This is a genomic window from Streptomyces sp. NPDC048192, assembly GCF_043202415.1.
In the GTDB taxonomy this organism is placed as follows: Bacteria; Actinomycetota; Actinomycetes; order Streptomycetales; family Streptomycetaceae; genus Streptomyces.
This window is the reverse complement of sequence record NZ_JBIDAL010000015.1, coordinates 85,356-108,847: the sequence shown is the minus strand read 5'-3', so window position 1 is coordinate 108,847 and position 23,492 is coordinate 85,356. Positions and strand designations below refer to the sequence as shown.

26 protein-coding genes and 1 riboswitch are annotated in these 23,492 nt (G+C 71.4%); of the genes, 3 read left to right on the top strand and 23 right to left on the bottom strand.

The genetic code is table 11. The features are described from left to right. Positions 1-20: 20 nt before the first annotated feature. From ACGFZN_RS29700 to rlmN, 5 genes are all read right to left on the bottom strand, one after another. Entirely contained in the window at positions 21-818 is a 798-nt protein-coding gene (locus ACGFZN_RS29700) for a maleylpyruvate isomerase family mycothiol-dependent enzyme (protein ID WP_393861531.1), read from the bottom strand. Between the two features lie 24 nt (positions 819-842). Beyond that, the gene (locus tag ACGFZN_RS29695) at positions 843-1,862 is read right to left on the bottom strand and encodes an ABC transporter ATP-binding protein (RefSeq protein ID WP_393861530.1); all 1,020 of its coding nucleotides are present in this window, start codon (positions 1,860-1,862) and stop codon (positions 843-845) included. 29 nt (positions 1,863-1,891) lie between these two features. Continuing rightward, positions 1,892-3,493 carry an ABC transporter permease gene (locus ACGFZN_RS29690; protein ID WP_393861529.1) on the bottom strand — a complete coding sequence of 534 codons (1,602 nt, stop codon included), beginning with the start codon at positions 3,491-3,493 and terminating at the stop codon, positions 1,892-1,894. Positions 3,494-3,531: 38 nt separating this feature from the next. Then, positions 3,532-4,605, bottom strand: a complete 1,074-nt coding sequence (locus tag ACGFZN_RS29685; RefSeq protein ID WP_393861528.1) for a thiamine ABC transporter substrate binding subunit — start codon at positions 4,603-4,605, stop codon at positions 3,532-3,534. A 71-nt stretch (positions 4,606-4,676) separates the two neighbouring features. Next, positions 4,677-4,785: riboswitch (TPP riboswitch) on the bottom strand. Between the two features lie 27 nt (positions 4,786-4,812). Beyond that, entirely contained in the window at positions 4,813-5,919 is a 1,107-nt protein-coding gene (gene rlmN / locus ACGFZN_RS29680) for a 23S rRNA (adenine(2503)-C(2))-methyltransferase RlmN (protein WP_393861527.1), read from the bottom strand. Positions 5,920-6,442: 523 nt separating this feature from the next. Here rlmN and ACGFZN_RS29675 point away from each other — a divergent pair. Beyond that, entirely contained in the window at positions 6,443-6,619 is a 177-nt protein-coding gene (locus ACGFZN_RS29675; protein ID WP_393861526.1) for a hypothetical protein, read from the top strand. Between the two features lie 25 nt (positions 6,620-6,644). Here ACGFZN_RS29675 and ACGFZN_RS29670 read toward each other — a convergent pair whose 3' ends face one another. Then, complete coding sequence (locus tag ACGFZN_RS29670) at positions 6,645-6,851, bottom strand: hypothetical protein (protein ID WP_393861525.1); 207 nt, start codon at positions 6,849-6,851, stop codon at positions 6,645-6,647. A 276-nt stretch (positions 6,852-7,127) separates the two neighbouring features. On the opposite strand from ACGFZN_RS29670, the gene ACGFZN_RS29665 reads away from it, so the two are divergent. Continuing rightward, entirely contained in the window at positions 7,128-7,778 is a 651-nt protein-coding gene (locus ACGFZN_RS29665) for a YceI family protein (RefSeq protein WP_393861524.1), read from the top strand. Between the two features lie 84 nt (positions 7,779-7,862). On the opposite strand, the gene ACGFZN_RS29660 is transcribed toward ACGFZN_RS29665, so the two are convergent. The 5 genes from ACGFZN_RS29660 to rpsB all read right to left on the bottom strand — a co-directional run bounded on the left by ACGFZN_RS29660 (position 7,863) and on the right by rpsB (position 12,606). Then, entirely contained in the window at positions 7,863-9,026 is a 1,164-nt protein-coding gene (locus tag ACGFZN_RS29660; RefSeq protein WP_393861523.1) for a phosphatidate cytidylyltransferase, read from the bottom strand. After that, positions 9,026-9,583, bottom strand: coding sequence for a ribosome recycling factor (gene frr, locus ACGFZN_RS29655; protein ID WP_031120910.1), 558 nt, complete (start codon positions 9,581-9,583; stop codon positions 9,026-9,028). Before frr ends, ACGFZN_RS29660 begins: the two co-directional genes overlap by 1 nt. Before the next feature lie 175 nt (positions 9,584-9,758). Next, positions 9,759-10,517, bottom strand: a complete 759-nt coding sequence (gene pyrH / locus ACGFZN_RS29650) for a UMP kinase (RefSeq protein WP_330337559.1) — start codon at positions 10,515-10,517, stop codon at positions 9,759-9,761. Positions 10,518-10,721: 204 nt separating this feature from the next. Then, the gene (gene tsf, locus ACGFZN_RS29645) at positions 10,722-11,558 is read right to left on the bottom strand and encodes a translation elongation factor Ts (protein ID WP_393861522.1); all 837 of its coding nucleotides are present in this window, start codon (positions 11,556-11,558) and stop codon (positions 10,722-10,724) included. Positions 11,559-11,739: 181 nt separating this feature from the next. Then, a complete protein-coding gene (gene rpsB / locus ACGFZN_RS29640) occupies positions 11,740-12,606 on the bottom strand; it encodes a 30S ribosomal protein S2 (RefSeq protein WP_393861521.1) in 867 nt (288 codons plus the stop codon). 270 nt (positions 12,607-12,876) lie between these two features. Here rpsB and ACGFZN_RS29635 point away from each other — a divergent pair, with 270 nt between their 5' ends. Next, positions 12,877-13,476: a peptidoglycan DD-metalloendopeptidase family protein gene (locus tag ACGFZN_RS29635; protein ID WP_393861520.1), complete on the top strand. Its 600-nt coding sequence runs from the start codon at positions 12,877-12,879 to the stop codon at positions 13,474-13,476. Between the two features lie 11 nt (positions 13,477-13,487). On the opposite strand, the gene ACGFZN_RS29630 is transcribed toward ACGFZN_RS29635, so the two are convergent. The 12 genes from ACGFZN_RS29630 to rplS all read right to left on the bottom strand — a co-directional run bounded on the left by ACGFZN_RS29630 (position 13,488) and on the right by rplS (position 23,407). After that, positions 13,488-14,045, bottom strand: coding sequence for a helix-turn-helix domain-containing protein (locus ACGFZN_RS29630; protein ID WP_360152939.1), 558 nt, complete (start codon positions 14,043-14,045; stop codon positions 13,488-13,490). Positions 14,046-14,130: 85 nt separating this feature from the next. After that, positions 14,131-14,973 carry an RNA polymerase sigma factor WhiG gene (whiG, locus tag ACGFZN_RS29625; RefSeq protein ID WP_393861519.1) on the bottom strand — a complete coding sequence of 281 codons (843 nt, stop codon included), beginning with the start codon at positions 14,971-14,973 and terminating at the stop codon, positions 14,131-14,133. Between the two features lie 332 nt (positions 14,974-15,305). Beyond that, the gene (gene dprA, locus ACGFZN_RS29620; RefSeq protein ID WP_393861518.1) at positions 15,306-16,448 is read right to left on the bottom strand and encodes a DNA-processing protein DprA; all 1,143 of its coding nucleotides are present in this window, start codon (positions 16,446-16,448) and stop codon (positions 15,306-15,308) included. Next, a complete protein-coding gene (locus tag ACGFZN_RS29615) occupies positions 16,445-18,070 on the bottom strand; it encodes a YifB family Mg chelatase-like AAA ATPase (RefSeq protein ID WP_393861517.1) in 1,626 nt (541 codons plus the stop codon). Before ACGFZN_RS29615 ends, dprA begins: the two co-directional genes overlap by 4 nt. Beyond that, complete coding sequence (locus ACGFZN_RS29610; RefSeq protein ID WP_393861516.1) at positions 18,071-18,433, bottom strand: YraN family protein; 363 nt, start codon at positions 18,431-18,433, stop codon at positions 18,071-18,073. 147 nt (positions 18,434-18,580) lie between these two features. After that, positions 18,581-18,889: a DUF2469 domain-containing protein gene (locus tag ACGFZN_RS29605; RefSeq protein WP_003965949.1), complete on the bottom strand. Its 309-nt coding sequence runs from the start codon at positions 18,887-18,889 to the stop codon at positions 18,581-18,583. A 56-nt stretch (positions 18,890-18,945) separates the two neighbouring features. Then, entirely contained in the window at positions 18,946-19,470 is a 525-nt protein-coding gene (locus ACGFZN_RS29600) for an NUDIX hydrolase (RefSeq protein WP_393861515.1), read from the bottom strand. Next, on the bottom strand, positions 19,460-20,194 hold the full coding sequence (gene lepB / locus ACGFZN_RS29595) for a signal peptidase I (RefSeq protein ID WP_393861514.1): 735 nt from the start codon (positions 20,192-20,194) through the stop codon (positions 19,460-19,462). Before lepB (ACGFZN_RS29595) ends, ACGFZN_RS29600 begins: the two co-directional genes overlap by 11 nt. Positions 20,195-20,354: 160 nt before the next feature. Beyond that, complete coding sequence (gene lepB, locus ACGFZN_RS29590; RefSeq protein ID WP_393861513.1) at positions 20,355-21,338, bottom strand: signal peptidase I; 984 nt, start codon at positions 21,336-21,338, stop codon at positions 20,355-20,357. Then, entirely contained in the window at positions 21,226-22,317 is a 1,092-nt protein-coding gene (lepB, locus tag ACGFZN_RS29585; RefSeq protein ID WP_393861512.1) for a signal peptidase I, read from the bottom strand. Before lepB (ACGFZN_RS29585) ends, lepB (ACGFZN_RS29590) begins: the two co-directional genes overlap by 113 nt. Continuing rightward, the gene (gene lepB / locus ACGFZN_RS29580) at positions 22,310-23,011 is read right to left on the bottom strand and encodes a signal peptidase I (RefSeq protein WP_393861511.1); all 702 of its coding nucleotides are present in this window, start codon (positions 23,009-23,011) and stop codon (positions 22,310-22,312) included. Before lepB (ACGFZN_RS29580) ends, lepB (ACGFZN_RS29585) begins: the two co-directional genes overlap by 8 nt. A gap of 45 nt (positions 23,012-23,056) precedes the next feature. Continuing rightward, positions 23,057-23,407, bottom strand: a complete 351-nt coding sequence (gene rplS, locus ACGFZN_RS29575; protein WP_103811168.1) for a 50S ribosomal protein L19 — start codon at positions 23,405-23,407, stop codon at positions 23,057-23,059. Between the last annotated feature and the right edge of the window lie 85 nt (positions 23,408-23,492).

Genomic DNA, 23,492 nt, shown 5'->3' with positions numbered 1-23,492 from the left:
GGACGGGCCGCGGTCGTACGTCAGCCGAAGGTGGCGTGCTTCCGCCAGAACTCCAGCACCTCGCGCTCGCCGACGACCTCCAGGCCGGGGGCGTCCAGCGGCAGCCGGTTGTAGAAGGCGAGCAGCACGGAGGTGAGCGGGCCGCGCAGCGCGACCGTCGCCTTCTCGTGGCCGCGCCGCCAGCTCAGCCCGTCCTCGCCCAGCTCGATCAGCCACTCGGCGTTCAGCTCCGCGGCGGCGTCGGTGGCGTGCAGATGGATGCTGCGGCCGGGCCCGCGCAGCTCCGCCGCCCACGGGCGCGCCCCGGAACGCTGCACGAACTGCGCGATCTGGAGCCACTCGTCCAGCGCGTCGGCGGCGACGTCGGGCGCGACGTCGTAGGGCGCGCCGACGGTGAGCGCGGCGTCCGCGCGATGGACGGTGATCTCGTGGGTCATCCGCCGGGCCCAGAACCCGCTGGGGACCATGCCCATACAGGACCACACCTTGGCCTCGGGACCGGCCTCGCGCAGCGCCCCGACGATCATCTCGCCGGTCTCCGCGAGCCAGGCGTCCAGGGCCGCCGCGTCGCCCTCGGCCCGCGGTCCCCCGCCGAGCGGCACCTGCTCGCGCGGGAGCATCTCCTGCGCCCGGGTCCGCACCAGCGTGGCCGCCCAGCGCAGGGCGCCGCCCATGTGCCGTACGAGCCGCTCCAGCGTCCACTCCGGGCAGGTCGGCACGGTGGCCGACAGATCGGCGCCCGACGTCACCAGCGCCCTGAACCGGTCCACCTGCTGGGCGATCTCGTCGCAGTAGCGATCATGCGTGAGCAAGGTCATGCCCCCACCCTAGGTCGGGGGCGATCAGTCGAGCACGACGATTTCGGCCGCGTCGAACTCCACGCCCACGGTCTGGCCGACCTCGGGCGCGTCCCGCAGCGCGCAGGCCGCCTCCAGGCGCGGGGCGTCCGCGGGCCGCAGGCGGACCGCCACATGGGTGCCCCGGAAGGTGCGCGCCGTCACCGTGCAGCGCAGGCCCGCGTCGGCGGCCACCAGCCGTACCCCGGCGGGCCGCACCAGCAGGCTGCGGGCGCCCTGCGGCGAGCCGTCGGGCACCGGCAGCTTGCCCCAGGGACTGTCGGCGGCCGTACCGGCGACGGTCGCCTCCACCACGTTGTCGAAGCCGAGGAAGCGGGCCACGAACGCGTCGGCGGGCCGCTGCCAGACCTCGAGGGGCGTACCGGACTGCGCGATCCGCCCGTCCCGCATCACCACCACCCGGTCGGCCAGCGCGAACGCCTCGCCCTGGTCGTGCGTCACGGCGAGCACGGTCGTGCCCAACCGGCCGAACAGTTCCCGCAGTTCGACCACCAGGCGTTCACGCAGCGACCGGTCGAGCTGGCCGAGCGGCTCGTCCAGCATCAGCAGCCGGGGGCGGGGCGCCAGCGCGCGGGCGAGGGCCACGCGCTGCTGCTCGCCGCCGGAGAGCGAGGCCACGGCCCGCCGGGCGGCCCCGGGCAGCCCGACCAGCTCCAGCAACTGGGCGACCCGGGCGTCCCGTTCGCCCTTGGCCACGCCGTGCATGCGCAGCCCGAAGGCCACGTTGGCGCCGACGTCCCGCTGCGGGAAGAGCTGGTGGTCCTGGAACATCAGGCCGACGCCCCGCTTGTGCGCGGGCACGCCCGCCTGGTCCCGGCCGTCGAGCAGCACCCGTCCGGCGGACAGCGGCTGGAGCCCGGCGACCGCCCGCAGCAGGGTGGACTTCCCGCTGCCGCTGGGCCCGAGCACGCACACCACCTGGTGCTCGGCGACCTCCAGGCCGACCTCGTCCAGCACGTCCCGGCCGCCGAGGCGCACGGTCGCGGCATCCAGGCTCAGCAGCATCGCAACTCCCCGGTCGTCTCCGGCGGCATCTAGAACTCCCCCGTCCGGTCGGTGCGCAGCCGCTCCAGAAGCAGCAGCGCGGCGGCGCACACCACCATGAGGATCGTCGAAAGGGCCATCGCCTGGCCGTAGTTGAGGTCTCCGGGGCGGCTGAGCAGCCGGGCCACGGCGACCGGGAGCGTCGGGTTGTCGGGCCGGGCGATGAACACGGTCGCCCCGAACTCGCCGAGCGAGACGGCGAACGCGAACCCGGCCGCGACCAGCAGCGCCCTGCGCACCATCGGCAGGTCCACCTCGCGCCACACCCGCCAGGGCGAGGCCCCGAGCACGGCGGCCGCCTCGCGCAGCCGTACGTCCACCGCGCGCAGCACGGGCAGCATGGTGCGTACGACGAAGGGGGCGCCGACCAGCGCCTGGGCGAGCGGCACCACGATCCAGGACTGGCGCAGGTCCAGCGGCGGCTTGTCGAGGGCGATCAGGAAGCCGAAGCCGACGGTCACGGCGGAGACGCCGAGCGGCAGCATCAGCAGCGCGTCGAAGCCCCGCACCAGGCGTCCGGCGTCCCGCCGGGCGAGCGCGGCGGCAGCGAGAGCGCCGATCACCACGGCGATGGCCGTGGCGGCGACGGCGTACTGGAGGGACGCCCACACCGCGTGGACCGGCGCCACCAGGAACGTACCGCCGTCGGCGTCGGCGAGCGCCCGGTAGTAGCCGAAGTGCGGTGCGTCGAGGGAGCGCTGGACGAGGACGGCGAGGGGCAGCACCAGGAGCAGGGCGACGGTGCCGAGGACGAGGGCGAGCAGCGCCCACTGCCCGGCGCCGCGCGGCCGGCGGGCGGTCACCGCCGGGTCCACCAGCCGCAGGGCACTCTCCCGGCGCCGCACGGTCCAGGCGTGCACGGCGAGGATCGGGCCGACGGCGGCGAACTGGACGAGGGTGAGGACGGCGGCCGTGGACAGGTCGAAGACCTCGGAGGTCTGCCGGTAGATCTCCACTTCGAGGGTGGAGAAGGTGGGGCCGCCGAGGATCTGGACGATGCCGAAGGAGGTGAAGCAGAACAGGAACACCATCAGCGCGGCGGCGGCCACGGCGGGCGCCAGCGCGGGGAGGGTGACCTTGCGCCAGGCGCCGAACGGCGAGGCGCCCAGCATGCGGGCGGCCTCCTCCTGCCGGGGGTCGAGCTGGGACCACAGCCCGCCCACGGTCCGTACCACGACGGCGTAGTTGAAGAAGACGTGGGCCAGCAGGATCGCCCACACCGTGGTGTCCAGCCGTACGCCCCACAGGTCGTCGAGCAGCCCGCCGTGCCCGACGAGGGCGAGGAACGCGCTGCCGGCGACGACGGTCGGCAGCACGAACGGCACGGTGACCACGGCCCGCAGCACCTGCCGGCCCGGGAAGTCGAGGCGGGCGAAGACGTAGGCGGCGGGCAGCGCGCACAGCAGGGTGAGCGCGGTGGAGGCGAGCGCCTGCCAGGTGGTGAACCACAGCACGTGCCGGATGTCCGGCTGGGTCACCACGTCCGCGAGCCGCCCCCACCGCCAGGCGCCGTCCGCCTTCAGCCCGCGCGCGACGATCGCGGCGACGGGCCAGGCGAAGAACAGCGCGAAGAACGCGACGGGCAGGGCCATCAGCCCCAGCCGCGCCGCGTACCTCCGCCGGGGGCCGGCTACTTCAGTACGAGCGAGGTCCACGACTTGACCCACTGGTCACGGTTGGCGGCGATCTTGCCGGGGGCCATGGTCTCGGGGTGCTGGGCGGCCTTGCCGTACTCGGTGAACTCGGCGGGCACCTTCGCGCCCTGGACCACCGGGTAGACGAACATGTTCAGCGGCATGTCCTCCTGGAACTCCCTGGAGACCAGGAAGTCGATGAACGCCTTGGCGCCCTTGGTGTTCTTCGCGTTGCTCAGCAGCCCGGCGAACTCGATCTGCCGGAAGCAGGTGCCGTACGACACGCCGGTCGGGGCGGTGCTGGGCCGCTTCTTGGCGTAGATCACCTCGGCGGGCGGGGAGGAGGCGTACGACACGACGAGCGGCCGGTCGCCACCGGCCTTCCTGCCCTCCGAGGAACCCGAGAACTCCTGGTAGTACGCCTGCTCCCAGCCGTCGACGACCTTGACGCCGTTGGCCTTGAGCTTCTTCCAGTAGCCCTGCCAGCCGGTGTCCCCGAACTGCGCGGCGCTGCCCAGCACGAAGCCGAGGCCGGGCGAGGAGGTGGCGGCGTTCTCGGTGACCAGCAGGTTCTTGTACGCGGGCTTGGCGAGGTCGGCGAAGGACTGCGGCGGGGTGAGGTGGTGATCGGCGAAGTACTTCTTGTCGTAGTTGACGCAGATGTCGCCGTAGTCGACGGGCGTGACCCGGTGCTTGTCCTTGTCGAGCTGGTACGGGGCGCCGACCTTGTCCAGGCCCTTGGCGGTGTACGGCTGGAAGAGGCCGTTGTCGAGGGCGCGGGAGAGCAGGGTGTTGTCGACGCCGAAGAAGACGTCGCCCTGCGGGTTGTCCTTGGTCAGGATCGCCTTGTTGACGGCCTGCCCGGCGTCGCCGTCCTTGAGGACCTTGACCTGGTACCCGGTCTTCTTCTCGAAGTCCTTGAGCACGCTCTTGGACACGGCCCACGAGTCATGGCTGACCAGGGTCACGGTCTTGGAGCCGGCGGTGTTCTTGGCGTCCGTCGATCCGCACGCGGACAGGCCGATGACGCCGAGGCCGACCGCGACGGCCACGAGGGTCTTGTTCTGCACTGGTTGTCCTCCTGGGGGCTGGCCAGGAAGAGACGCGGCCCCGCCCGGAGAATCCGGGCAGGGCGCAACAGCTTGAGTGATGACCGAACTTCCTACCCAGAATGACCTGGGCGAGGTTCAGAGGGTCTGCGGCCCTGTCCGCCGCACTCTCAGCGCTGTGGCGCTCCCCTGTCGGAATATGAAGATGTGATTGGGACGGTGGCCAGATTACCGCTCGGTGGCCGCCAGCTGACCACAGGCCCCGTCGATCTCCTGCCCCCGGGTGTCCCGGACGGTGACCGGCACACCGTGGGCGGCGATGGCCTCCACGAACGCCTTCTCGTCCTCCGGCCGGGAGGCGGTCCACTTGCTGCCCGGGGTCGGGTTCAGCGGAATGAGGTTGACGTGCACGGGCTTGCCCTTCAGCAGCCGCCCGAGCCGGTCCCCGCGCCACGCCTGATCGTTGATGTCCCGGATCAGCGCGTACTCGATCGACAGCCGCCGCCCGCTCTTCTCGACGTACTCGAACCCGGCGTCGAGCACCTCGCGCACCTTCCACCGCGTGTTCACGGGGACGAGGGTGTCGCGCAGCTCGTCGTCGGGGGCGTGCAGGGAGATCGCGAGCCGGCACTTGAAGCCCTCGTCGGCGAACCGGTGGATGGCCGGCACCAGCCCGACGGTGGACACGGTGATCCCGCGCTGCGAGAGCCCGAGCGCGTCCGGCGCGGGATCGGTGAGCGCCCGGATCGCACCGACCACCCGCTTGTAGTTGGCGAGCGGCTCCCCCATGCCCATGAACACGATGTTGGACAGCCGCGCAGGCCCGCCGGGCACCTCTCCGTCCCTGAGCGCCCGCATCCCGTCCACGATCTGGTGGACGATCTCGGCGGTGGACAGGTTCCGGTCCAGACCCGCCTGCCCGGTCGCGCAGAACGGACAGTTCATCCCGCACCCGGCCTGCGAGCTGATGCACATGGTGACCCGGTCCGGGTACCGCATCAGCACGGACTCCACGAGGGTCCCGTCGAACAGCCGCCACAGCGTCTTGCGGGTGGCCCCCCCGTCGGTCGACAGATGCCGGACGACGGTCATCAGCTCCGGGAACAGCGCCTCACGCAGCTTCTCGCGCGAGCCGGCGGGAATGTCCGTCCACTGCTCCGGGTCGTGCGCGTACCGCGCGAAGTAGTGCTGCGAGAGCTGCTTGGCACGAAACGGCTTCTCACCGACCTCGGCCACCGCGTCCTTACGCTCCGCAGGCGTGAGATCGGCAAGATGCCGCGGCGGCGTCTTGGCACCGCGCGGCACGACAAAAGTAAGTTCTCCGGGCTTGGGCATGGTGGTACCAGTGTCGCAGATCCACTTGGGTGACCTGGGGTGCCAGTCGCTACGACTGTCCGTAGTGGTCGTCGCCGTCGGCACTGAGCGGTCCTCCCCACTGACGAAGGCCCCGAGGCCTGGGAGGTCCATCCCGAGCGGCATGCCGCGATCTCCGCGGTGGTGACCGTCGAGCCGGGATCCGTGAGCCGGGTGCGACTCTGAGCGTGTCAGCCGCCCTTGGCCGACTGGGCAGCGGCATCCAGGCCGTTCACGCCGGAACCGATCACGACCGCGTCGAAGGTGGGTGGCATCAGCGCTCCTCCGACGTGAGGGGTCGGCCATGGCTCCGCCTGAGCGAGCCACCATCAGCGAGGACGAGGGCGTGGCCCTGGCCAGTCCGGCCTTCCCCTCGGGCGCCGGGCTGTCCACGCGTGCAGGCGCCGCCCCAGGACCTGAGCATCCGGTCAGGCACTGGCGTGATCAGCGGCAACCGCGTCAGGGGTCGGCCGGGATAGGGTCTCGCGGACCGGGGAGGTGAGTCGTGGCCGCGCTTTTCCACTCGGGTGTCGTGGCCGGCGTGGCGTTGCTGGCCTTCCTGGTTCTGCGGGAGCACGGAACCCGGCTGGCGAAGGCGGCTTCCTGGTGGTGTCTGGCGGTCGCCGCCCTCCCCGGACTGGGACTCCTCGGCGTCGTTCTGCAAGTGGTCCTCGGGTCGTGAGACGGGGGCGGGGCGGCGTTCCCGCTTAGAGGCAGGGCACGTTGGCGTAGCCCGGGTAGTAGTAGCGGCCGGCTGGGCCCATGCTGTGGACGCAGCGGTCGAGGGTGGGGGTCTGGGGCTTCGGGGTGTCGGTGGCGGCGGTCGCGGTCGGGGTGATCAAGAGGGTCGCCCCCAGGATCATCGCCGCCACCGCCGATTTCTTGCCCGGCATGCGCCTGCGGATCGTCTTCATGGCCGCCCTCCTTCGGGCCGAGGCGGGAGCGCCGTGCGGTCCACGGGGCGACGGTTCGGCGCTCATGTTCCCGTTATGGTCATATGCCTTAGGCATGGCGTCAATGGGTTCAATCGGGCATTTCGGGTTCGCGGTGGCTTTTCGGGCTCCCGTCGTGATCAATGGAACCGGCACGGGACAGTCGCCGTTGCTGCGCGTGGTGAAGTTCTGCCGGGGAACGGTCGGGTTTCCTGGTCGGGTCTTGTCCGGCCACCTGCCCTGGCGTAACCACGAGCCATGAACCTTTTCGGCCGCAACTCCTTCCAGCGGCGTGCACAGCCGTCCGCCGCCCCCGTGGCGACCGCCGCCCCGCGGGCCGGTGCCACCGCCGTTCTGCCCGACCCCGAGCTGGCGCATCTCACCGGCGAGTGGCTGATCGATCCCGCGCACAGCAGGATCGGGTTCTCCGTGCGGCACGCGATGGTGACGACGGTGCGGGGCGCGTTCACCGAGTACGAGAGCCGCCTCTACTTCGACGGCCGCCAGCCCACCCGCTCCCGCGCCGACATCGTGCTGTACACCGCCAGCGTCGACACCGGTGTCGAGCAGCGCGACTCCCACGTGATCGGGCGGCAGTTCCTGGACGCCGGGGCGCATCCGCGGATGACCTTCACGAGCACCGCCGTACGGCTCGTGGACGCGGACGTCTACCGCATGACCGGCGACCTGACGATCAAGGGCACCACCCGGCCCGTCGACCTGGACCTCACCTACATCGGCCATGTCACCGACGTGTTCGGGGACGAGCGCGTCGGCTTCGACGGCACCACGACGATCAACCGCTCGGACTGGGGCCTGACCTACGACGCCCGGCTGGCCCAGGGCGGGGCCATGGTGAGCGACAAGGTCCGCCTCCAGTTCGACATCGCCGCCATCCGGGCCACGTGACGCCGGACGCGTAACGACCGCGCACACGGGAACGGCCCCGTCCTCCGCGAGGACGGGGCCGTACGTACGCCGGCGTACGAAGGCTCAGGCCGAACCGACGAACAGCACCAGCAGCAGCCACACCACCGGGGCCGTGGGAAGCAGGGAGTCCAGGCGGTCCATGATGCCGCCGTGGCCCGGGAGCAGGGTGCCCATGTCCTTGATGCCCAGGTCGCGTTTGATCATGGACTCGCCGAGGTCGCCCAGGGTGGCGCTGGCCGCGACCGCGAGCCCCAGCAGCAGCCCCTGCCACCAGCTGCCGTGGTGGATCAGGAACTGCATGCACAGCGCGCCGGCGACCATCGCGAAGGTCACCGCGCCCACCAGGCCCTCGCGGGTCTTGCCGGGGCTGATCCGGGGGGCCAGCTTGCGCCTGCCGAAGCGCCAGCCGACCGCGTACGCGCCGGTGTCGCTGACGACCGTGAGGAGGAGGAAGGTCAGCACCCGCCAGGGGCCGTCGTCCGCGGTCAGCATCATCGCGACGAACGTGGCCAGGAACGGCACGTAGAAGGCCGCGAAGACGCCCGCCGTGACGTCCTTCAGATAGCCCTCCGGCGGCTCGGTCATCCGCCACACCAGGGTCGCGAGCGCCGTCAGCGCCATGGCGACCCACGCGCCCTCGGCGCCGCTGACGTACCCGGCGACCACCATCGCCGCACCGCCCACCGCGAGCGGCACCAGCGGGGCCTTGATCTCCTTGCGCTCGCGCAGCCTGCTGGTCAGCTCCCACAGGCCGACGACGACCGCGACCGCGATCACCCCGACGAACACGGCCTTGTAGACGAACAGCGAGGCGACGATCACCACTCCGAGCCCGATCCCGACCCCTATGGCCGCGCTCAGGTCACGGCCCGCGCTCTTCTTCTGCGGCGCTGGGGCCGGCTGGTGGGCGTCGGGCATGGGCTCCGGATTCTGGTTCTCGGCCGGGAGTGTCCGGGCCTGCGGGTCCTCGGGGCGCAGCGCGTCGCGGAATTCCTGGAACGAGGGGCCGCTTCGCCGGGCGGCCCCCAGGTCGCCGTCCTCGTCGGGTCCGTATGCGGGCGCGTCGGGCACGATGGGCATGGGGCGGGTGTGCTGCGCCTCAGGCGCATCGTACGCGGGACCCGCCGGGACGGCCCCCGGGACAGGCTGGGCCTGCCCGCCCTCGGCGGACCCCCAGTACCCGGCCTGGCCCGCCGTGGGCGGCACCCTCCAGGAAGAGTCGCTCATCAGACTTCGAGCAGCTCCGCTTCCTTGTGCTTCAGAAGCTCGTCCACCTGGGCGACGTACTTCGCCGTGGTGTCGTCCAGCTCCTTCTCCGCACGGCGGCCCTCGTCCTCGCCGACCTCGCCGTCCTTGATCAGCTTGTCGATGGCGTCCTTGGCCTTGCGGCGCACGGAGCGGATCGAGACCTTCGCGTCCTCGCCCTTGCTCTTGGCGACCTTGATGTACTCGCGGCGGCGCTCCTCGGTCAGCTCGGGGAACACCACACGGATGATGTTGCCGTCGTTGCTGGGGTTGACGCCCAGGTCGGAGTCGCGGATCGCCTGCTCGATGTTGCGCAGCGCGCTCTTGTCGAACGGGGTCACGACCGCCATGCGCGGCTCCGGCACGGAGAACGAGGCCAGCTGGTTGATCGGCGTCGGGGCACCGTAGTAGTCGGCCACGATCTTGTTGAACATCGCCGGGTGCGCACGACCGGTGCGGATCGCGGCGAAGTCCTCCTTGGCGACCACGACGGCCTTCTCCATCTTCTCCTCGGCCTCGAGGAGGGTCTCTTCGATCACCACTTGCTCCTGCGTGTCTTGAGTAAGGCCCGGCTGCTGTTCCTGAGTCGGGGCGGCGGCCGGCTGCGTCGCGTCTTCTTCCTGCACGGTTCCCGACCGGCAGGACATTGTCCATCCCCCGGCCAGGGTCAGGCCCCTCGCGGGGCCGCGCACCACCGGCCGGGTTGATCCCGGGTCAGTCCCGGCTGCCGTGTTCACCCACCAGCGTGCCGATCTTCTCACCCTTGACGGCCCGGGCGATATTGCCCTCCGCGAGAAGTTCGAAGACGAGGATCGGGAGCTTGTTGTCGCGGCACAGCGTGATGGCGGTGGCATCGGCGACCTTGAGGTCGCGGGTGATGACCTCGCCGTAGCCGAGGGCGTCGAACTTGACGGCGTCGGGGTTGGCCTTGGGGTCGGAGTCGTAGACCCCGTCCACGCCGTTCTTGCCCATGAGCAGCGCCTCGGCGTCGATCTCCAGGGCGCGCTGGGCGGCGGTGGTGTCGGTGGAGAAGTACGGCATGCCCATACCGGCGCCGAAGATGACCACGCGGCCCTTCTCCAGGTGGCGCACGGCGCGCAGCGGGATGTACGGCTCGGCGACCTGGCCCATGGTGATGGCCGTCTGCACCCGGCTGTCGATGCCCTCCTTCTCCAGGAAGTCCTGGAGGGCGAGGCAGTTCATGACCGTGCCGAGCATGCCCATGTAGTCGGAGCGGGCCCGGTCCATGCCGCGCTGCTGGAGTTCCGCGCCGCGGAAGAAGTTGCCGCCGCCGATGACGACCGCGATCTGGGCGCCGTCACGGACGACGGCCGCGATCTCCCGGGCGATCTTGTGCACCACGTCCGGGTCCACGCCCAGGCCCCCGCCACCGGAGAAGGCCTCTCCGGACAGCTTCAGCAGAAACCGGCCGCGTACTTTGCCGTCGTCGCTCTTCTGGGCCTTGGTGGTCATGGGAGATCCCGCCTCTTTCACGTGTTGCACATACGAAGAAGGCCATTGCCGATGGGGTCGCTTTTCGCTCCCATGCGCGGCAATGGCCTCCTCGTCAGATCTGCTGCCGTCCGCTCCACGCCCGGGTGAGGCGGTGTGCGCGGACGACTGCTGTCGACCCTATCGGGATTTCTCCGCGGGTCGCGCGCCGATCCCGGTACGGACTCAGATGCCGACCTTGATGCGCGAGAAGCGCTTCAGGGTGACACCGGCCTCGTCCAGCACCTTCTGGACCGACTTCTTGTTGTCGAGCGCGTACGGCTGGCCGAGCAGCGTGGCGTCCTTGAAGAAGCCGTTGAGACGACCCTCGACGATCTTGGCGATCGCGGCCTCGGGCTTGCCCTCGGCGCGGGTGGTCTCCTCGGCGATACGGCGCTCGGACTCGACGACGTCGGCCGGCACGTCCTCCTTGGCCAGGTACTTCGGCGCGAAGGCGGCGATGTGCTGGGCGATGCCCTTGGCGACCTCGGCGTTCGGCTTGTCGAACTCGACCAGGACACCGATCTGCGGGGGCAGGTCGGGCATGGTGCGGTGCATGTAGGCGGTGACGTAGCCGTCGGAGAACTGCGCGAATCGGTCGAGGACGATCTTCTCGCCGAGGTTGGCGTTGGCCTCGTCCACGAACGCCTGGACGGTCTTGCCGGGCTCGATCTCGGAGGCGAGCAGGGCCTCGATGTCGGCCGGGTTGGTCTTGGCGACGTGCTCGGCGATGGCCTTGGCCACGGCCTGGAACTTGTCACCCTTGGCGACGAAGTCCGTCTCGCACTTCAGCTCGACCAGGACGCCGGAGGAGTTGTCGTCGGCGATGATGGAGACCACGGCGCCGTTCTCGGCGGAGCGGCCCTCGCGCTTGGCGACGCCCTTCTGGCCCTTGATGCGCAGCGCCTCGACGGCCTTGTCGACGTTGCCCTCGGCCTCGTCCAGCGCCTTCTTGCAGTCCATCATGCCGGCGCCGGTGAGCTCACGGAGCTTCTTGACGTCGGCGGCGGTGTAGTTCGCCATGAGTCTGTGAGTCTTTCTCGAAGTCTGGAAGATCTTCAGATCCGCACGGTTGCGCTCCACATGTAGCCGCGGAACGCGTACGTCGTGCCGACCTGCGGGTGAACAGCGGGGGCGGACTTCACCGCGCCGAAGGCGCGGTGACGCAGCACCGCCCCCGCCGTCGAACGCTGACGGTCCGGCGTCAGGCCTGCTCGGCCTCGGCGGCCGGCGCCTCGGCGGCCGGGACCTCGGCGGCCGGGGCCTCGGCAGCCGGGGTCTCGGCCTCGTCGGCCTTCTTCTCACCCTCGAGCAGGTCGCGCTCCCACTCGGCGAGCGGCTCGCCCGCGGCCTTCTCGCCCTTGTCACCGGCGGCCACGCCGGAACGGGCGATGAGGCCCTCGGCGACGGCGTCGGCGATCACACGGGTGAGCAGGGTGACGGAGCGGATCGCGTCGTCGTTGCCCGGGATCTTGTAGTCGACCTCGTCGGGGTCGCAGTTGGTGTCGAGGATCGCGACGACCGGGATGTTGAGCTTGCGGGCCTCGCCGACGGCGATGTGCTCCTTCTTGGTGTCCACGATCCAGACGGCGCTCGGCACCTTCTGCATCTCACGGATACCGCCGAGGGTCTTCTCCAGCTTGGCCTTCTCGCGGGAGAGGACCAGCAGCTCCTTCTTGGTCAGACCGGAGGACGCGACGTCCTCGAAGTCGATCTGCTCCAGCTCCTTCAGGCGCTGCAGACGCTTGTAGACGGTCGAGAAGTTGGTGAGCATGCCGCCCAGCCAGCGCTGGTTGACGTAGGGCATGCCGACGCGGGTGGCCTGCTCGGCGATGGCCTCCTGCGCCTGCTTCTTCGTGCCGACGAACATGACCGTGCCGCCGTGGGCCACGGTCTCCTTGACGAACTCGTAGGCGCGGTCGATGTACGACAGCGACTGGAGCAGGTCGATGATGTAGATGCCGTTGCGCTCGGTGAAGATGAAGCGCTTCATCTTCGGGTTCCAGCGACGGGTCTGGTGACCGAAGTGGACGCCGCTCTCCAGCAGCTCCCGCATCGTGACGACGGCCATGGCCGTTTCTCCTTGAGTTTCTCGGTTGTGCCGCGGATGCCGGACGGCTTCCGCGCCTGACGCCCGCGTGCGCCGTGCCGCTGAGGACCGAGAGGCGCTGACACCGGCCGGTGAGGGCCTGTGTCGGGGCGTGCGAAGTCGACCCGGTGACCCGGATCGCCAGAAGAAGTGTACGGGACCGGCGGGGCGCCGGGTGACGCCGCTGTCCACAACCAGCGGGTTGTCCACAGTCTCCGGCCATGATCCGCGGTGCTGCGGCACGGTGGGCGCATGCGAGAAGCGATGCGAAACGCCCTGCTGCCGGCGGCTCTGCTCCTCGGGCTGGCGATGGCCGCCCTGGCGCCGTGCCGGTCCTGGGCGGACACCCCGCCGCCGGCCCCCGCGCCGCCCCCTCAGGCCCCTTCGGCCCCTCAGGCCCCGGTCCCGCCCGTCGCGCGGGCCTGGCCGGTGGGCGTGCACCCGCTCGTGTTACGCGGCTGGGAGCCGCCGGCGACACCGTACGGCCCCGGCCACCGGGGCGTGGACCTGTCGGCGCCGGCCGGCTCCCCGGTGCGGGCGGTCGCCCCGGGCCGGGTGTCCTTCGCGGGCCGGGTGGCGGGCAGGGGGGTCGTCTCGGTGGACCTGACGGGCACGGATCTGCGCACGACCTACGAGCCGGTGACCGCGTCGGTGCACGAGGGGGACGAGGTGCGGGCCGGCCAGACGGCGGGCACGGTGCAGCCGGCGGGCTCCCACTGCCCCACCGCGTGCGTCCACTGGGGCCTGCTCAGGGGGAGGACGTACCTGGATCCGCTGTCCCTGCTCCCGCCCTGGCTCCTGCACCGGGGACCACCGAGACTGCTGCCGGTGCTCGGGGTGCCGATGCCGTAGCCCGGCGGGGCTCAGCCCTTCACGCCCCGCAGTGCCATCGCCACCGCCGCGTCCGTCACCGCGGAAGGGTCCTCGGCGGCTCCCAGCTCGATGCGCCGCACCGCCGCGTCCACGATCCCCTGCAGCAGCATGGCCGCCAGCCGGGGCTGCTCGTGCCCCATCTCCGCGAGCGCCTCGGCGATCATCGCGACGAGACCGCCGTGCGCCGCCCGGATCTTCTCCCGCGCCCCGGCGTCCAGCTCGCTCGCCGAGATCGCGACGACCGCCCGGTGCCGCCGGTCCCCGACCAGCGCCAGCTGCCGGCGTACGTACGCCTCCACCTTGCCCTCGGCGGTGCCGGCCCGCTCCATGGCGGCGGCCACCTCCGCCGCCCAGACCGGAAAGTCGACCGCGCACAGCTCCTCGACCACGGCGGCCCGCGACCGGAAGTACTCGTACACGGACGACCGCGCCAGCCCCGTCCGCTCGGCGAGCGCGGGGAACGTCAGCGCTTCGGTCCCGCCTTCGGACAGCAGAGAGCGAGCCGCGTCCAGCAGGGCGGCTCGCTGCATCGACCGGTGCTCGGCCACGGAGGCCGCTCGAATCCTTGGCACGTCAACCACTTTACGGACGCCCCCACCCGAACGGGAGCCGCGCGCCGCCGTGCCGCCCGCCTCAGCGGCCGAAGCTCGCCAGCTTCGCCTTCAGCTGCAGGACCGACTTGGTGTGGATCTGGCTGACCCGGCTCTCGGTGACCCCGAGGACGTTGCCGATCTCGGCGAGGGTGAGGCCCTCGTAGTAGTACAGCGTGACCACGGTCTTCTCCCGCTCGGGCAGCGTGTTGATCGCCCGCGCGAGGAAGCGGCGCAGCTCCCGGTCCTCGGCGACCTCCACGGGGTTGTCCGCGGCGGTGTCCTCCAGCGTGTCCATGAAGCTCAGCCCGTCGCCGTCCTCGCCGCCCACGTGCAGCAGCTCCTCCAGAGCCACCACGTTGGCCAGCGACAACTGGCTGAAAACGGCATGGAGTTCCTCGACCTCCATGCCCAGCTCGGCGGCGACCTCCGTCTCGGTCGGGGTGCGCCGCAGCCGGGCCTCCAGCGTGGCGTAGGCCCGCTCGACGTTGCGCGCCTTCTGCCGCACCGACCGCGGGATCCAGTCCAGCGCCCGCAGCTCGTCGATCATCGCGCCCCGGATCCGGGTGATCGCGTACGTCTCGAACTTGATCTCCCGGTCGACGTCGAACTTCTCGATCGCGTCGATCAGCCCGAACACCCCGGAGGAGACGAAGTCGGCCTGCTCGACGTTGGGCGGCAGACCGACGCTCACCCGCCCCGCGACGTATTTCACGAGCGGCGAGTAGTGCAGGATCAGCTGCTCCCGCAGCCGCTCGTCCCCCGTCGCCTTGTACGACCGCCACAGTTCGTCGAGCGTCGAGGGAGCGGGCGGCCGCACGCTGCCACCGTCGCGGGCGGCTGGGGGGATCGCCGCCCGGTCGGACCCGGAGGTGTGCTGGGGCATTCGTCGCCTTGTGCCGTTCTGCCGTGAAGTGCCGTGAAGTGCTGTGAAGTGAGAGCGGGTGGGGTTCGTGGGCCGGTGTGTGCGGTGATGTGGGGTAGCCGGGTGAGCTGTCGGTCTGGTGTCGAGTTGGCGCGTTCTGTGTCGCCGCCTCGTGAGCGTAGCGTGACTGAGGTGTCGCGGTGTGCGAACAGTGCGGCACCACCCGTGCGCGGGGCGCTCCGGCCCGCCTCGGGCAGGCGACACGCGGCTCGCTCTGCGTGACCGGCCCGGGCGCCAACTCCGGGAAACCCCAAGGGCGTCGGGCGTTCCCCCGGACGGCCGAACACGCTCGGTCAGCACGGCCCGCGCCGGGTACGGACCGACATCACCGCCTGGCGTGTCAACTTCCAGCCGTCGCCATGTCGTTCGACGTATCCAAGTGCTCGGAGTTCGTACAGCCTCGCGATCGCCTCGTCGCGGGTGGCGGGCGTGCCGAGCGCGATCTCCTCGACGCCGGCCGCGCGGTCGCCGGGGAGGGCGGCGAGGACGGCCCGTGCGGCGGGTTCCAGCAGGTCGCGCGGGAGCACGGGGCCGCGCCGGGGCGGGGCCAGCTCGCCCATGTCGCCCACCAGTTCGATGACGTCCGCGGCGTCGGTGACCAGGGTGGCCTCGCCGCGGAGCAGGTCGTGCACACCGGCGGACAGGGCGCTGGTGACGGGGCCCGGCACGCCCATGGTGAACCGTCCGAGGCGCTGCGCGGCCCGTGCGGTGGCCAGCGAGCCGCTGCGGCAGGCGGCCTCCACGACGACGGTGCCCCGGGTCAGGGCGGCGATGACCCGGTTGCGGAGGATGAACCGGCTGGGCGTCGGATGGTCGCCCGGGGGCAGTTCGCCCACCACCAGGCCCTGGTCCGCGATCCGGCCGATCAGGGCGGCGTGGCCGCGCGGGTACGGCCGGTCGACGCCGCAGGCCAGGACGGCGACGGTGGCTCCGCGGGCGGCGAGGGCGCCGCGGTGGGCGGCGCCGTCGATGCCGTAGGCGCCGCCCGACACCACCACCCAGCCGCGCTCGGCGAGTCCCGAGGCGAGGGTGGCGGCGACATGGGTGCCGTACTCGGTGCAGGCCCGCGCGCCGACCACGGCCACCGAGCGCAGCGCCCACATCCGCAGGCTGGGCCGGCCGCGCACCCAGAGCCCGAGCGGCCGGGCGTCGCCGAGGTCGTCGAGCTGGCCGGGCCACTCGGCGTCGCCGGGCCCCACGAACCGGGCCCCGGCCGCCGCCGCGAGCGCGAGATCCCGCTCGGGCTCGGCCTGCCCGGCCCGCGCGACGAGCCCGGCCCACCGCGCGCCGCTCACCCCCGGCAGCGCCGGACCCCCGTCCCGCAGCCGCCGCACCACCTCCCCCACTCCGAACTCCCGGACCCACCGCCCCCCGGTCTCGTCCCCCGGCTCGACCACCCGGCACAGGAACACCCGGCCGAGCAGCTCCGCACTCACGTCAGCGCCCCGATGGCCATGGGCACGCCCCGCGGGACCCCGGTGCGCAGCTGGAGGGCCACCGCGACGTCGGTCGCGTCCGGGCGGTCGTGTCCGACGAGGTCGGCGACCGTCCAGGCGACGCGCAGCACCCGGTCGATGCCCCGGGCGGTGAGTACGCCCCGCTCGAGGCTGCGCTCGGCCTCGTCCATCGCGCCGGGGACGGGGTGGTATCTGCTGCGCAGCTCCCGGCCCGGCACTTCGCTGTTGGTGCGCCAGGGGGTGCCGGCCAGCCGGGCCGCCGCCCGCTCGCGGGCCGTGCGCACCCGCCCGGCGACGGTCGCGGTGGACTCGCCCCGGGCGTGGGGGTCGGTGAGCTGGGCCCGGGTGACCGGATCGACCTCGACGCGCAGATCCACCCGGTCCAGCAGCGGCCCGGAGAGCCGGGACTGGTAGCGGCGGATAGCCGACGGCGGGCACTCGCACAGGGAGTCGCGTTGCGAGAAGCGTCCGCAGGGGCAGGGATTGGCCGCCAGCACCATGAGGAAGCGTGCCGGGAACCGGACGACGCCGGCACTGCGCGCGATGACGACGTGCCCCGACTCCAGCGGCTGCCGCAGGGCGTCCAGCGTCTGGCTGTGGAACTCGGGCGCCTCGTCCAGGAACAGCACGCCGCGATGGGCGAGGGAGACCGCCCCGGGCCGGGCGATGCCGGGGCCGCCGCCGACCAGGGACTGCATCGTGGCCGAGTGGTGCGGGGCGCAGTAGGGCGCCACGTCGATGAGCGGCTTGCCCGGCGGGAGCAGTCCGGCCACCGAGTGCACGGCGGTGACCTCCAGGGATTCCTCCCTGGTGAGCCGGGGAAGGACGGCGGGCAGTCGCTCGGCGAGCATGGTCTTGCCCGCTCCGGGCGGCCCCTCGAGCAGCAGGTGGTGCCCTCCCGCGGCGGCGACTTCCACGGCCGTGCGTGCCGAGGTCTGGCCCACGACGTCCGCCAGGTCGTGATCGGGCTCGTGCTGTGCGGCGCCGACGCTGTGCATGCCGGTGGCCGCGCCGGTGCCCGGCACGCGCAGGCCGGCCAGAAGGGGGTCGGGGCGGCCCTGCTCGTCGGGTTCCTCCTCGGGGACGGGCTCCTCGGTGAGGACCGCGACGAGCTGCCGAAGGCTCCGGACGCCGAGCACGGAGACGCCCGGGACCAGGGAGGCCTCGGCTGCGGCGCACTCGGGTACGACGACCTGTTCGTATCCGGCGTCGGCGGCGGCGAGGACGGCCGGCAGGATGCCGCGGACCGGCCGGACCCGGCCGTCCAGCCCCAGCTCCCCGATCATGACGATGTCCGCGAGCACACGCGGATCGATCCGTTCGGCGGCGCCGAGCACCGCGCAGGCGACGGCGAGGTCGAAACCGGATCCGGCCTTTGGCACCGACGCCGGGCTGAGGCCGACGGTGAGCTTCTTCTGCGGCCATTCGCCGCCCGAGTTCACCACCGCCGCCCGTACCCGGTCGCGGCTTTCCGTCAGGCTCTTGTCCGGGAGGCCCACCAGGGTGAACGCGGCGACGCCGGGTTCCAGGCCGGCCTGGACCTCGACGACGACGCCTTCCACGCCGACCAGGGCGACCGAGCAGGTGCGGGCGAAGCCCATTCAGGCCACCCCTCGCGCGTGTTCGACGGACGGGGCGCCCCGGCGGGGCAGCAGGACGCCGATCAGGTCGACGCGGACGCCGCCCGGTGGCGCGCCTCCGTGGGCATGGATCCAGTGCTCGGCCAGTTGCCGCAGCCTGGCCGCCTTCTCGGGGGTCACGGCGGCCATCGGGTGTTCGTAGCCGCCGCCGCTGCGGGTCTTCACCTCGCAGACGACCAGCGTGTCCCCGTCACGGGCCACGATGTCGATCTCGCCGGACCGGCCGCAGCGCCAGTTGCGCTCCAGGATCGTCAGCCCGGCCTCGGCGAGCCGCCGGGCGGCCAGGTCCTCGCCGTACTTGCCCAGTGCCTCTCGTGCGTTCATGTCGGCACCACCTCCGGCGCCAACGGTCACGCATCCGCCCGACAGATGTTGATCTTGGTGGATCACTCAGCGGTTGTGGACAACCTTGTCACCCACAGGAGCCACGACAGCCGCCACGAGCCACAGCAGCCGCCACCCCGCAAGGACTCAGCCGCCCGGAAGCTCGAGATCGCTCTTGTTCAGCTCCTCGATGTTCACGTCCTTGAACGTCAGCACCCTGACCTGCTTCACGAAGCGCGCCGGCCGGTACATGTCCCACACCCAGGCATCCGCCATCGACACCTCGAAGAACACCTCGCCCTGCACCGAGTGCACCTGCATCTCGTAGTCGTTGGTGAGGTAGAAACGCCGCTCGGTCTCGATCACGTATTTGAACAGACCGACGACATCTCGGTACTCCCGGTAGAGCTTCAGCTCCATCTCGGTCTCGTACTTCTCGAGGTCCTCGGCGCTCATGGCATGTTCCCCTTCAGCCGTGCGATCCCCCCATTGTGCGCCAGTCCGACGGGCCCTCAGACGATTTCGGTGTCGAGGGTCACAGGACTGGCCGGGGGACCTTCGTCGAGCAGCGTGCGCAGCAGCTCGGCGAGTCTGGTCGGATACACCGTCTCATGTGCCCGGGTCAGTTCCTGGCACGTCCACCAGCGCGCTCCGGCGACACTGCGCCGCTCCAGCTCCGTCAGCGCCTGCGCCGCGGTGGCCGTCTGGGTCGTACGGGCCAGGTAGTACCACTCGTCCTGGTCCCAGCGGCGGCCGGCGAACGGGAAGGAGCACACGCGCCGCCACAGCACCGGGCCGAGGGCGACGTCGGTGATGCCGGTCTCCTCGGCGAGTTCCCGCAGTGCGGCCTCCTCGCGCGTCTCGGCGCCCTCCAGACCGCCGCCCGGTGTGAACCACCAGTCGTCGGCCGGATCGTCCGGCTCGTGGCCGTGCAGCAGGAGGATGCGGTCCTGCGGGTCGAGGAGGACCACCCGGGCCACCTTGCGCAGGCCGGCCGGGCACGGCTCCGCGCCGGTCGGGGCGGTGTCAGCGGACACCTGCCGCCTCCGGGCGGGCGGCACGGGCCCGGGAGCGGCCCATGCGCTTGGCGATGGGGCCGTAGGCGCCGCCGGCCAGGACCAGGACGGCGCCGGCGACGATCACCAGCTCGATCGTGGACAGCGGGCCGGGCTGGGAGAGGGGCCCTAGGGCCTCGAAGCCGGTGGGGCGCTTGAGCGAGCCCTTCCAGGGCCAGATCACGGCGTCCACGCGGGCGGTCACGGCGTCGCGGGAGACCGTGCCCTTGGCCGCGTCGGTCAGATGGGCCGTGGAGTCCAGCGAACCCTGGCGCTCGTCGCCGAGGAGGAACAGCCGGCCCTTGGGCACGGTCACCGTGGGGAAGTTCTTGATCTCGGCCAGGGTGCCCTTGGGCAGGTAGGGCTCGTCGATCTGCTTGCCGTCGACGGTCAGCTTGCCGTCGGTGCAGCAGGAGACGGTGTCGCCGCCGACCGCGACCACCCGCTTGACCACCTTGGCGTTGGTGACCCAGCTCTTGTCCTCGAAGACGACGACGTCGCCGCGCCGCACCTCGCCGCCGCCGACCTTCTGCGCCAGCACCCGGTCGCCGGCGTCGATCGTGGGCGTCATGGAGCTGGTGGGCACGGTGTACGGCCGATAGGTCACCGCGGCCCAGGCGAACCCGCCGAGGAACAGCACCAGACCCAGCGCCACCGCCACCCCGGACAGCCGCTGTCCGAGCCCTTGCCTGCTCTCACCACTCATGGACCCGGACCCTACCCGGCGGTACGGCGGCTTGCCCACCCACCCGGGTCACTCCGTCCGGCGGGCCGCCCACCCGGAGCGGGCCATGCCCCGGACCTCGGGGCCCGGGGCACCGCCCGGCCGGCCGGTCGGCCCGTCGGTCGGTCAGCCCGTCAGCACGTCAGCCGCGCTGGGCCTTGGTCGCCTTGCGCCGCCGCCACACCACCACCGGCAGCACCGCCGCGACGGCCACGCCCTGCGGGGCCACCGTCAGGGCGGCCGGGGTCGTGTACTGCTGGTTGATGCCGGGCTGGTCGAAGGTGTCCGGGACGGGCAGGGTGCCCCAGTGGTTGATCGGCCAGGCCTTGACGATCGCGCGGCCCACGACGTCCTTGACCGGAACCATGCCGTGGTGCTTGTCCGACTGGTTGTAGCGCGAGTCCCGGGAGTTCTGCCGGTGGTCGCCCATCACCCAGATGTAGCCCTTGGGGACCGTCACCTTGAACTGGCCGCCCAGGTCGTCGTCCGTGCAGGGCGTGTTGCCCGCGTACACGTACGACTGCTCGTTCAGGGCGTGCCCGTTGACCAGCAGCGGGCCGGTGCCCTTGCACTCGACCGTGTCGCCGCCGACCCCGATCACGCGCTTGATCAGGTCCTTCTCGTCCGCGGACGGCATCAGGCCGATCCAGCTGAGGACCTTCTGCACGGCGTTCGGGTGCGGCGCCGGCTCGCCCGCCAGCCAGTTGTCCGGGTCGTGGAAGACCACGACCTCGCCGCGCTCCGGCTTGGAGCCGAACCACGGGGTGAGCTTGTCCACCAGGACGCGGTCACCCACCTGGAGGGTGTTCTGCATCGAGGCCGACGGGATCGAGAACGCCTGCACCAGGAAGGTCTTGATCAGAAGCGCCAGCACCAGCGCGATCACGACGAGGATCGGCAGCTCCTTCCAGAAGGAGCGGGGCTTCCTCGGCCCGTCGGCCGACTCGCCCGCGCCCGCGCTCCCGGTGCCCGGCCGCTGTCCGTCCCGCGGCGCGTCCTCGTCGCCCGCCGCGTCATTCCCTGAACTCATGGCGCCTTCCGGCACGGGGGCGTTCTCGTCCACGGGGTGCCCGCGGTGCTCTTCGCCGTCGTGCCCCGACCGTGCGCCAACCGCCACATCCCCCACGCCAACTCCTTACTCTGCTCCGCTGCCCGCGCCGCATACGGCGCAGGCCCACCACTCCCATAACGAGCGGGAGTTCCGCAGGGGTCGGGAGCTGGGTCGTTCCGTTCGGTTTCTCGGTGGCAACCCTATGCGACAGTCGGGGACCAGCCGTCGCACCCGACCCGGAGTGGCCGACGCTTGCGAAGGTTTTAGGTTCCTGGAGGCGTGTCCAGTGGCCGATCGGCCAGCCGATGGCGACGGCCCGGCCGACCACGGAACTCTCGGCAACCGTGCCGCCGTACGGCGTGTCCTGGTGGAACCTGGAGTCCGCGGAGTTGCCCCGGTGGTCGCCCATGACCCACAGCCGGCCTTTGGGGACGGTGATGTCGAAGGGCTGGGCCGACGGGGCGTCGCCCGGATAGATGTAGCCCTGCTCGGTGAGCGGTACGCCGTTGACGGTGACGCGGCCCTGCTTGTCGCAGCACTTCACATGGTCGCCGCCGACCCCGATCACCCGTTTGATCAGGTCCTTCTCGTTGTCGGAGGGCAGCAGGCCGATGAAGGTGAGGCCTTCCTTCAGCTGCTTGACGACGACCGGGTCGTGCTTCTTGGCGGTCTGCTCGTCGGCCAGCCAGCCGCCCGGGTCGTGGAAGACGACGACGTCCCCGCGCTGCGGCTTGGCGCCGAACCACGGGGTGAGCTTGTCGACCAGGACGCGGTCGCCGATCCGGATCGTCTGCTCCATCGAGCCGGACGGGATCACGAACGCCTGGACGAGGAAGGTCTTGAGCACCAGGGCTATGAGGACGGCGACGCCGACCAGGAGAGGGATCTCCCGGACGGCCGAACGCCTGCGCTTGCGTTTGACCTTGCGCTGGAGTTTCCGCCGCTCCGCGCGCGTACGGCCGCCGCCGGGCGCCGAGGTGCGGCGCGCGCCGGTGGGCAGCAGGTTGTCGGCGGGGCTGCCGGGCACCCCGCGCGGTTTGCCGCGGTTACCCATGCGCGCCCTCCGCCGGGGCCGCCGGCACGCGCGCGTAGGCGCCGGGACGCGTCAGGTGCCTGAAGTGGCCGGACGGCCACAGGATCCAGTCGGCGCGGCCGATGACGTCGCCGACCGGGATCATGCCGCCGCCGGGCGAGCCGAGGTGGTCGCGGGAGTCGCTGGAGTCGCTGCGGTGGTCGCCGAGGACGAACAGGCGGCCGGCGGGCACGACCACGTCGAAGGGCACGCTGGAGGGGCTGTCGCCGGGATAGAGGAAGGACGACTCGTCGACCGCGCGGCCGTTCACCTCGATCCTCCCCTTCTTGTCGCAGCAGACCACATGGTCTCCCCCCACACCGACAACGCGCTTGATGTAGTCGGCGTCCCCGAAGTACCCGGTTCCGTCGAACACGATCACATCGCCGCGGCTCGGCCCGGAACCGAAACGGTATGCCAACTTGTTTACGAGAACGCGGTCCCCGATCCTCAACCCCTGTTCCATGGATCCGCTCGGAATCTGGAACGGTTGCACCACGAACGCGTTGAGGAGCAGCAAAAAGACCAGGCAGACCAGGACGGTGAGGGTGATCCGTCCGCCCGGCACCCAGGCGGCGATCCGCGCCGCCAACGCGAAACGCGACCGCTCCTCCGGGCCCGGGGATTCCGGGTGGGAGGAACGGTCGCGTCCCGTCGGCTGTGCTTCGGTGTCCATCGGAGCCCGATGCTATCCGGCTCCGCTGTGACGCCGGTGAAGCGCTCAGCTCTCGCGCTTCTCCTTGATCTTGGCGGCCTTGCCGCGCAGCTCACGGAGGTAGTACAGCTTGGCGCGGCGCACGTCACCCTTGGTGACCAGCTCGATCTTCTCGACGATCGGGGTGTGCACCGGGAAGGTGCGCTCGACGCCGACGGAGAACGAGACCTTGCGGACCGTGAAGGTCTCGCGGACACCGGAGCCCTGGCGACGGATCACCACGCCCTTGAACTGCTGCACACGGGAGCGGTTGCCCTCGATGACGCGGACGTGGACGTTGACGGTGTCGCCCGGGCGGAAGGCCGGGATGTCGCTGCGCAGCGACGCGGCGTCGACGGAGTCGAGCAGGTGAGACATTTCGTCTGCTTTCTTCGCTGATGCCACAGGTCATCAACGGCAACTAGGTGTTTGCACGAAGTCGTGTGCGGGTCGGGGCGGGCGT

What these genes read in the sequence shown, in the direction of transcription:
- ACGFZN_RS29700 (WP_393861531.1), bottom strand. Translation starts at nt 818, where the DNA reads ATGACCTTGCTCACGCATGATCGCTACTGCGACGAGATCGCCCAGCAG.
- ACGFZN_RS29695 (WP_393861530.1), bottom strand. Translation starts at nt 1,862, where the DNA reads ATGCTGCTGAGCCTGGATGCCGCGACCGTGCGCCTCGGCGGCCGGGAC.
- ACGFZN_RS29690 (WP_393861529.1), bottom strand. Translation starts at nt 3,493, where the DNA reads ATGGCCCTGCCCGTCGCGTTCTTCGCGCTGTTCTTCGCCTGGCCCGTC.
- rlmN (WP_393861527.1), bottom strand. Translation starts at nt 5,919, where the DNA reads ATGCCCAAGCCCGGAGAACTTACTTTTGTCGTGCCGCGCGGTGCCAAG.
- ACGFZN_RS29670 (WP_393861525.1), bottom strand. Translation starts at nt 6,851, where the DNA reads ATGAAGACGATCCGCAGGCGCATGCCGGGCAAGAAATCGGCGGTGGCG.
- ACGFZN_RS29665 (WP_393861524.1), top strand. Translation starts at nt 7,128, where the DNA reads ATGAACCTTTTCGGCCGCAACTCCTTCCAGCGGCGTGCACAGCCGTCC.
- ACGFZN_RS29660 (WP_393861523.1), bottom strand. Translation starts at nt 9,026, where the DNA reads ATGAGCGACTCTTCCTGGAGGGTGCCGCCCACGGCGGGCCAGGCCGGG.
- pyrH (WP_330337559.1), bottom strand. Translation starts at nt 10,517, where the DNA reads ATGACCACCAAGGCCCAGAAGAGCGACGACGGCAAAGTACGCGGCCGG.
- tsf (WP_393861522.1), bottom strand. Translation starts at nt 11,558, where the DNA reads ATGGCGAACTACACCGCCGCCGACGTCAAGAAGCTCCGTGAGCTCACC.
- rpsB (WP_393861521.1), bottom strand. Translation starts at nt 12,606, where the DNA reads ATGGCCGTCGTCACGATGCGGGAGCTGCTGGAGAGCGGCGTCCACTTC.
- ACGFZN_RS29635 (WP_393861520.1), top strand. Translation starts at nt 12,877, where the DNA reads ATGCGAGAAGCGATGCGAAACGCCCTGCTGCCGGCGGCTCTGCTCCTC.
- whiG (WP_393861519.1), bottom strand. Translation starts at nt 14,973, where the DNA reads ATGCCCCAGCACACCTCCGGGTCCGACCGGGCGGCGATCCCCCCAGCC.
- ACGFZN_RS29615 (WP_393861517.1), bottom strand. Translation starts at nt 18,070, where the DNA reads ATGGGCTTCGCCCGCACCTGCTCGGTCGCCCTGGTCGGCGTGGAAGGC.
- ACGFZN_RS29610 (WP_393861516.1), bottom strand. Translation starts at nt 18,433, where the DNA reads ATGAACGCACGAGAGGCACTGGGCAAGTACGGCGAGGACCTGGCCGCC.
- ACGFZN_RS29605 (WP_003965949.1), bottom strand. Translation starts at nt 18,889, where the DNA reads ATGAGCGCCGAGGACCTCGAGAAGTACGAGACCGAGATGGAGCTGAAG.
- lepB (WP_393861514.1), bottom strand. Translation starts at nt 20,194, where the DNA reads ATGAGTGGTGAGAGCAGGCAAGGGCTCGGACAGCGGCTGTCCGGGGTG.
- lepB (WP_393861512.1), bottom strand. Translation starts at nt 22,317, where the DNA reads ATGGGTAACCGCGGCAAACCGCGCGGGGTGCCCGGCAGCCCCGCCGAC.
- lepB (WP_393861511.1), bottom strand. Translation starts at nt 23,011, where the DNA reads ATGGACACCGAAGCACAGCCGACGGGACGCGACCGTTCCTCCCACCCG.
- rplS (WP_103811168.1), bottom strand. Translation starts at nt 23,407, where the DNA reads ATGTCTCACCTGCTCGACTCCGTCGACGCCGCGTCGCTGCGCAGCGAC.